Source organism: Infirmifilum sp., assembly GCF_049970975.1.
GTDB lineage: Archaea > Thermoproteota > Thermoprotei > Thermofilales > Thermofilaceae > Thermofilum > Thermofilum uzonense.
The window spans coordinates 1-7514 of record NZ_JBMFLX010000062.1 but is presented as its reverse complement, the minus strand read 5'-3'; the positions used below and the strand labels follow the sequence as shown (position 1 = coordinate 7514).

Here is a 7514-nt window from a genome sequence, read left to right as displayed (position 1 = left end):
TCAACACACAGCAAAGTAAACGCGACGTATCACACCTTGAGGATGCAAGAGATAGCCCTTCTCCTAAACAACGCTACCGAGCTTGAAGAACTATTGACTAGCGAGCTTGGGCAAAAGCTACTTGAAGCCTCTGGAAACTACTCCAGAATGGCTCTCGCAGCCGCACACTTAGCCGAGTCCGCAAATATACTATCGTCTTCAAGGGAAGAATTTAAGAGTTTCCTAGAGGGCGTGAGATCCTGTAACTTCACCCTGGCAGAGTCATCGGCTCCAGCCGTCATTGAGTCGGCAGAGAAGACGATGAAAGAACTAGACGCGTCGCTCAAGCTCCTAGCGGAGGTGAGTGATGATGGACTCCTCTCAGATAGCCATAGGCAGCTGTACATGGAAGCCATAGAGACGGTGACGAAGTGGATTAAGGCGCTCTCGAACCTGTCCAAAGCAGCCAGACTCGTGTTAATTGCTGACAAATCGGCTCTAGAGAACGCTTGTAGGGATAGGGGTTCTAAGACAGATGGCTTTGGAGATAGTTTAGTGAAGATAGCCATGGATCTTAAGCCAGGGGAAAGCGGAGACTTCGCCTATGAAGTTGCCCTGCTTAAGTCTTACGTGCTCGGGAAAAAGCAGCAGGGAGGTGGCGGCGTGGGAACTGGTGCAGGCTGGGGAGAGCCTAGCGGTGACGACTAGTGAGGCTTGGATTCGAGCACCCCGAGGCTCTAGCGTTGCTCGTCCTATTCGCGGCTGCAGTATTTCTCTTGCAGAGGTCGAGGTTTAACAGGAGGCGAATACAGAGATTCTTTGACGTCTCGATAAGCAGGCTAAATTACCTGCTTGAGGCAGCTAGGATAACAGCACTGTTATGCCTCGTCCTGGCAGCAGCAGTACCATACGTAGAATATACTGTGAAGAGACAGGTGCCCTTCGATGGACTTAGCGAGCTTTCCGGGAAGAAGGTACTGCATCTAATCGTTGTTGATGTTTCGAGGAGCATGACTTACCCTTTAGGGCTCAGCACGCGCTTCAACGTGGCCAAGGATCTCCTGGAGAAATACTTGCAGTCACTAGGTGGCGGGGACCTTGTACACCTAGCAGTTTTCTCGTCGAGCGCTAGGCCTATCTGCCAGGGAGCGGCCTCCGAGTGTATTAAAGCCTTGAAGGGCTTAGAGGCCGGAGAAAGGTACACCGCTCTGGGGGACGCGATCCTCTATGCCTCCTCGGTTGCAAGAGTCTCAGCCATGCCTACCGTGGTCGTACTTGTGAGTGACGGCGTGAACAACTATGGATCGGATCCACTCCAAGTGGCGGAGTCCTTGAAGGAAGAGAACTTGCCCGTCGTCCTCGTGGCGGTGGGAGACTACGGTGTTCTTCCGAGGGTTGCCGAGACCCTGGGCTCGAAGCTGTTTACGGTCGACGAGTTCTCGTTAGAGGCTGTTAAGAGTCTGGCCGCGAGAGCTGCCGCGGAGGCCAGGTACAGTGCCCTCCTAGCAAGGGGAGAGGCATACGTCGAGGAGGCTAGGCGGAGTTATCTGCCCACCCATGTACTACTGGCTGCTGCCTTTCTAATGATCTTGGCAACCCTGATTGACGGTGTCTAGCATGCTGCGTTTCGAGAACCCGTTCATGCTCACCGCGGTGATACCGCTGGCTCTCCTCGCCACCTACACGCACTTCAGGCTACACTCGAGGATTTTTCCCCGGCTCCTCCGGCTCGCCAACCCTATGACTAAGGTGGTAGGACTCCAGTCTAGAAAAAACAAGCGAGTCGCCACACTCATGCTAAAACTGGCCGTAATATCACTTGTCTGCCTCGCTGCTGCCTCGCCATACATCGAGGTAGAGAAAGTCGTCGCACAGGAAACCGAGGCGGAGTTCCGCGAGGCCCTCCAAGTGGCAGGGCCCGCAGTAGTAATTGTCTTAGACGTGTCTGGTAGCATGGCTGACACCATACCGGGCGGAGTCAAGATCGATGCCGCGAAATCCGCTGTAAAGAGGTTCCTGGACAACCTTCCGGACAATGTGAGTGTTGGCTTGATAGCTTTCGATGACAAGATAAGGGCCGTGGTCCCCATATCCAGTAAGAAGGCTCGGCTCGTAGAGGTGCTCGAGAAGTTAGAGCCTGGCGGAGGGACGATGTATACTTATCCACTCCGAGTGGCGCTAAGCATGCTGAAGCCATACAGGGCGTTCAACGCATCCTCCACTGTCGTCTTTATCAGCGATGGCCTCCCAGCGGACAGTGGACTCTACGATGGGCTGCTCAGCGAGATGAGAAAACTCAATGTAAGCGTACACACGGTATACATAGGGCCGGGAGGTGACGCGGGAGCAGCCGAGATGAAGCGTGTAGCCAGTCTAACAGGTGGGCTATCCTTTAACGTGGAAGACGCGGATTCACTTATCAACGTATTCGAGGGCTTGGCACGTACAATCGCACGCGTAGCGGTCAACTATAAGGCCAAGGTTGTCGTCACAGAGAAAGTTAAGGAGAAGATCAGCCTAGGCTGGCTTTTTCTAACGTTAGCTGCTGCGGCGCTCACCTCCCTGCTCTACGCGAGGTACAGGGTCCTCGGGCTTACTGTCTAGCTGGGCCTAGGAGCTATGCGCGTGCGGCGCAGGGAGGGCAGGCGGCCCAGCAGCTTCGCCGGGGCGCCAGTCTCTTGTAGGTCGTAGGCGAGGAGCAGGAGCCCGAGGAGCGCGACGAGGAGGCCCCTGGCGTACTGGCTGGGCGTCGGGGCGGCGGCTTTGCAGGGATAGGGCCTCGGGGGCTCCGGGAACGCGCGGGCGGTGCAGTTGCTCAGCCCCCCCGCCGCCTCCCCGGAGACGACGAGGACGCCGCTGTAGTCTCCCGGCCCGACGTCGAGCCAGCCCTCCAAGGTCAGGATCCTGCCCCAGGGCGTCGCGCCCCACGTTGGCGCGGCGGCTTCCTGGGCTTCGGCTAGCTTAACCCTCTTCAGGGCCTTCCTCTCGAGGAGCGCGAGCACCTGGGTGGGCTGCGCGTCCTTGCTCGTGAGCGCCGCCTCCACCACGGCTATGTCTGAAGGCCTCAAGATGTAGAGGGTCACCTCCTCCACGGTGATGTTCACGAGCTTCGGCGCGCCAACCCACATGGTGACGTTGGGGGGTGGCGGGGGGAGACAGTGAACCTCCAGCCTCTCGGGCGTCAAGAACCTGAGGAAGTAGCGGAACCCCTCCATATCAGGCACCGTCAGCTGGCGGTGGATCTTGACCAGCAGGACTCGCGTGCCTTGCTGGGTCTCGTTGGGGAGGAGGAAGGACTCCCCCTCCAGGGGGAGGGGGCTACAGGGCCGGGCCCCCATGCCGGCCACGGCGACGAGCAGCAGCGTGGATGCAAGCCCGGAGACGAGCAGGAGCAGGCCGACCACGCGTATCACTACCCGCTCACCTCGAGCCTCCTCCTTGCGTACTCGAGCGAAGCCACGACGAGCGCCGCCGCCAGCGCTGCACTCGAGTACACGCCGAAGCTTGAGTACTGCACCCCTATTAGCTTGGACCTGTACGGGTAGAGGAGGTAGGAGACGAAAGCCACCGCGTCCGCGTACATCGAGAGCCAGGGCCGGCCGGAGTACACCATGATGCTGTAAACCGCGCCCACCGCGGTGGGGAGGAGCAGGTGAAGGACGAGGCCCAGCAGGATCACCAGCGAGGGCCTCCTCAAGGCGAGGCCCGCGGAGAACATCATCATAGTCAGGGTGAAACCCTCCAGGAACAGGAGCGCGTACTCCTCCAAGCCCAAGTAGAGCAGTGCCCTGGCGTCCAGCACGAGGAAGGGCACGGCGAGGCTGAGCACGTACGCGAGCGCCGGCACCACCGCCGAGGCGAGCATCCACGCCAGGGCGTAGCCCCTCCGCGTAAGCGGCTGGGAGAGGAAGACCAGGTGCGTGCCTCGCGAGAAGTCGAGGGTGAAGTAGTACACCGCCACGATCGTCAGCAGATAGTAGGCTATCCCGGTCAGCGTCGCCAGGATACTCAGCAGCAAGCTGGTAGAGGGGATGTACAAGGCGATGTAGGCGGAGATGACGACCAGGGGGGTCAGCACTGCCAGCAGGAGGTTCCACTTCGCGATGCTGTTAAAGACGTACCTCGCGTACGCGTGGAAAGCCCTGAGAGCTGCCCTCGAGTCGGCCACGCCGCCCACCCCTACCCGGCGACCACCCTCGCGTAAAGCTCCGCGAGACTCGCGGTCCTCAGCTCGTAGCCCTCCACAAGCCCCTCGGCCGCCAGCCTTGAGAGGAGTGCCTCGGCCTGGGCGTGCGCGCCCCCCTTCACCCGGACTACCACGTGGTCGTCGAGCACCTCGACCGCCTCCACGAACTCCTCCGCGATCAGCCTGGAGGCCACGAGCCTCGGCCTCCTCGCATCCACGCGGTAGCTGGCCGACACTCCGTGCCGCCTGGCAAGCTCCTCCATGCTGCCGTGGTCCACCACCACCCCGCTCTGGATGAAGACCGCGTAGTCGCAGACCTCCTGGAGCTCGGGGATGATGTGGCTAGAGATGAGCACGGTCGCGCCAAGCTCCTCCCTGAGCGTCCCGATGAGGCGGAGGATCTCCAGCCTCGCGCCGGGATCGAGGTGCGCCGTGGGCTCGTCCAAGAGCATTAGCTCAGGCTCACACAACATGGCTATAGCGAGGCCAAGCCTCTGCAGGTAGCCACGAGAGAGAGCACGAATCCTGGAATCCGAGTACTCTACAAGCCCGGCGAGCCGTAGAACCCTGTCAACCTCGCTCTCCCGGCACCCCTTAATCCTTGCGAGGTGGACTAGGAGCGGCCTAACCTTCTCGTTAACCGGGTAGTTAGGGTTCTCGTGTAGGACCCCTAACCTCCTCCTCACCTCGGCCTCGTGAGTCCATGGATCCATCCCGAAAACCTCGACGTCCCCCGAGTCCCTCCTCAGGAGGCCTAAGAGGATCTTCATCGTGGTGGTCTTGCCGCTGCCGTTCGGCCCAAGGAGCCCAGCGATCGAACCCTCGGGGACGTGGAAAGTCGCGTTACGTAGAGCCGGCACCTTCCCGTAGCGCTTGACGAGGCCCCGTACTGATATAATATAGGGCAAGGCCTCTCAGCCTCTCCTGAATACCCTTTCTTCCGGTATTTTAGGCTTTCCTACGCAGCTCCATATAGCTCGTTATGAGCCGCCGCAACTCAAGAGTCCCATCCATTACGGGGACCTCTACGAGGAAACGTGGAGGCAAACGACTTCTAAGCAACAGGATATGCCTCTGCACCATGACCGAGAACTCGTCGAGGTGGGCCAAGCTTAGAGCCGACGTCTCCTCCTCTAGCAGGGGTAAGCCCCATCCCCCACCCTGGAAGCCCTTCTCGCCTGGAGCCGTGAACACGTAGAAACGGACGCTCCCCCCAGCGGCCCTCGACAATGAATAGATCCTTGCGAACCCCTCTATCGAGTTAGCATAGTCTGTGTAAACGGCTACCGGCAGTCCCCACTGGTAGCCCGCAATGTAGATTGAGGCGTCCCTCAGGTCCAGCGAGCCGTACACACCACCACTACAGAGTCGTTTAAGCACGTGCTCCACTGCGGCCATCGGGCTCGAGAAACCATACGCCTGAACCCTATCAGACAACGTTATAAGAGCGACCTCGTCCCGGAGGGCCTCGGAGATCCTTGCGTGCAGGGCCAACGCGTAAGCGAGCCTCTCGAACTTCCCCTTGAACCTCATCGAGCCAGTCAAGTCCACAAGGTAGGCGAGGCGGGCCCTCTTCTCCGCGCTATACTCCCTTACAAACAGCTTCTCAAGCCCCAGCCCAACCCTGGCTGAGACCCTCCAGTCTATCCGTCGGAAATCATCCCCCAGGGCATACTCTCGGATCCCCACGAACTCCAGCCCGGGTCCCGGTGTCCTCAAGGGGTGCTCGCCAGCAATTAGTGACTCCGCCCTCGCACGTCCAGCATGAGCAGCCCTGCGCGCCCTGACGCACTGCTCGCTCACTCGGTTATCACCGCGTCGCCGAGGCGCCTGACAGTCCTCCAGGCTATGTCTAGAACATCCCTAGACTCCGTTATGTACCTTGACGCTAGCTCCTCCACATCACCTCCACCTATACTCCTCGCCAACTCCAGGGCTCTCTCAACATCCTCTCCAGTTAGCCGTGGAGAGCTGTAGGGGTCTATCTCCCTAGACAACGCGTCTGCAATCTCCCACCGGTTAGCCTTCTTCAAAGCGTTGATGAATGCTAGCCATCTCAGCTCCCTGGCACCGGAGGCCCTGTATACCCTAAGCCCCAGCTCCCCCGCGCCAACGACCACGTCCTCTACAAGCCCCAGGATACCGCTAGTCAAGCTGAGGACGAGCTTCCCCTTCACCTCGTCACGCCTGGGCACCTTTGGGAACTGTCCAGGCTTCCACCCTCTAAACTCCGCCTCGCGAGGGGTTTTGAGGAGGATAACCTTGATCTCTCCGCGTGGCTGGAGTGTCTTGTGATCGATCCACTGGATATCCTCTACGGGTATCCTCATCTTTAACAGCGTTAAGTCACGCTCAACTCTCAGCTGAGGGACGTCGAGTCCAAGTCCCCGTGCGAGGGACACTAGCTCTGCAAGGGTTAAACCGTCAACTTGGAGCCCCCTGCTCTGCAGCTCCCGTGAAAGCCTCTCTGTGTCCACCGACACCTCGCCCACACGCTTCCTGATCTGGACGTCCAGGAATGCCTGTTCTTCTGTAAGCGTTAAATCGGCGACCTCTCCGCAGAGGAGTCCCTCAGAGTCGTACACGAGGGCCCCGGCGAGCTCCTCCCTGCTGTAGAAGCGCCAGCTCCTCGCCACAAGAGAGAGTCCCGCCACACGTATAAATACCGATCGGGCAAGCCTCTCTTCAACCGTAGCAAATATTAGCTTTTAAGAACAGTAACGACTGTGGAGGACATAGCCCTCGAGGCAGCAGAGATAGTTAAAGGTCTCGACAAGGCCATCGTAGGCTACTACTTCGAAAAGAGGCTCGTCCTCGCCTCACTGCTCGCAGGCGGACACGTGCTCCTCGAAGGGGTCCCCGGCATAGCTAAGACGACGCTCGTAAAAGCACTGGCAAGGCTCCTTAACCTCCTCGGCCGGGAAGAGATGATCAACGGGGTCCCCTACAAGGGCTTCACACGAATACAGTTCACCCCAGACCTCATGCCCTCCGACATCACCGGCACCCTGGTCTACAACCCCCAGACCAGGGAATTCGAGGTAAAGTTCGGCCCCATCTTCGCCTATATAGTCCTAGCCGACGAGATCAACAGGGCAACCCCCAGGACGCAGAGCGCCCTTCTCGAGGCGATGCAGGAGCGCCAAGTCACCATCGGCGAGAAGACGTACAGGCTCGAGGCGCGAGAAAATTCAAAGTTCTTCCTCGTCGCGGCGACCCAAAACCCCGTAGAGCAGGAGGGCACCTACCCGCTGCCCGAGGCACAGCTCGACAGGTTCGCCGCAAGGATCATCATGGGCTACCCCCAGACCCTCGAGGAGGAGCGAGCCATAGTTAAGCTCCACTCGGC

9 protein-coding genes are annotated in these 7514 nt (G+C 59.4%); 4 read left to right on the top strand and 5 right to left on the bottom strand.

Annotated features, from left to right (window positions below; translation table 11 throughout):
• The 3 genes from ACP5KC_RS07690 to ACP5KC_RS07680 all read left to right on the top strand — a co-directional run.
• Positions 1 to 687 (top strand): hypothetical protein (locus ACP5KC_RS07690; protein ID WP_428287167.1); only part of this gene is annotated, 687 nt, incomplete at its 5' end.
• Entirely contained in the window at positions 687 to 1595 is a 909-nt protein-coding gene (locus ACP5KC_RS07685; RefSeq protein ID WP_428287166.1) for a vWA domain-containing protein, read from the top strand. The genes ACP5KC_RS07690 and ACP5KC_RS07685, both read left to right, overlap by 1 nt.
• Position 1596: 1 nt before the next feature.
• Positions 1597 to 2583 carry a vWA domain-containing protein gene (locus ACP5KC_RS07680; RefSeq protein ID WP_428287165.1) on the top strand — a complete coding sequence of 329 codons (987 nt, stop codon included), beginning with the start codon at positions 1597 to 1599 and terminating at the stop codon, positions 2581 to 2583.
• Here the strand turns inward: ACP5KC_RS07680 and ACP5KC_RS07675 are convergent.
• Genes ACP5KC_RS07675 through ACP5KC_RS07655 form a run of 5 tightly spaced genes read right to left on the bottom strand, consistent with a single transcriptional unit; the run spans position 2580 to position 6801 of the window.
• Positions 2580 to 3392: a hypothetical protein gene (locus ACP5KC_RS07675; RefSeq protein ID WP_428287164.1), complete on the bottom strand. Its 813-nt coding sequence runs from the start codon at positions 3390 to 3392 to the stop codon at positions 2580 to 2582. The genes ACP5KC_RS07680 and ACP5KC_RS07675 overlap by 4 nt on opposite strands.
• Complete coding sequence (locus tag ACP5KC_RS07670) at positions 3392 to 4147, bottom strand: hypothetical protein (protein ID WP_428287163.1); 756 nt, start codon at positions 4145 to 4147, stop codon at positions 3392 to 3394. Before ACP5KC_RS07670 ends, ACP5KC_RS07675 begins: the two co-directional genes overlap by 1 nt.
• 11 nt (positions 4148 to 4158) lie before the next feature.
• Positions 4159 to 5073 (bottom strand): ATP-binding cassette domain-containing protein, encoded by a 915-nt coding sequence (locus ACP5KC_RS07665; protein ID WP_428287162.1) that lies wholly within the window; start codon positions 5071 to 5073, stop codon positions 4159 to 4161.
• A 40-nt stretch (positions 5074 to 5113) separates the two neighbouring features.
• Positions 5114 to 5968 carry a DUF58 domain-containing protein gene (locus ACP5KC_RS07660; protein WP_428287161.1) on the bottom strand — a complete coding sequence of 285 codons (855 nt, stop codon included), beginning with the start codon at positions 5966 to 5968 and terminating at the stop codon, positions 5114 to 5116.
• Entirely contained in the window at positions 5965 to 6801 is an 837-nt protein-coding gene (locus ACP5KC_RS07655; protein ID WP_428287160.1) for a hypothetical protein, read from the bottom strand. Before ACP5KC_RS07655 ends, ACP5KC_RS07660 begins: the two co-directional genes overlap by 4 nt.
• A gap of 90 nt (positions 6802 to 6891) precedes the next feature.
• Here ACP5KC_RS07655 and ACP5KC_RS07650 point away from each other — a divergent pair.
• The coding region (locus ACP5KC_RS07650; protein ID WP_428287159.1) for an AAA family ATPase at positions 6892 to 7514 on the top strand (623 nt) is incomplete at its 3' end.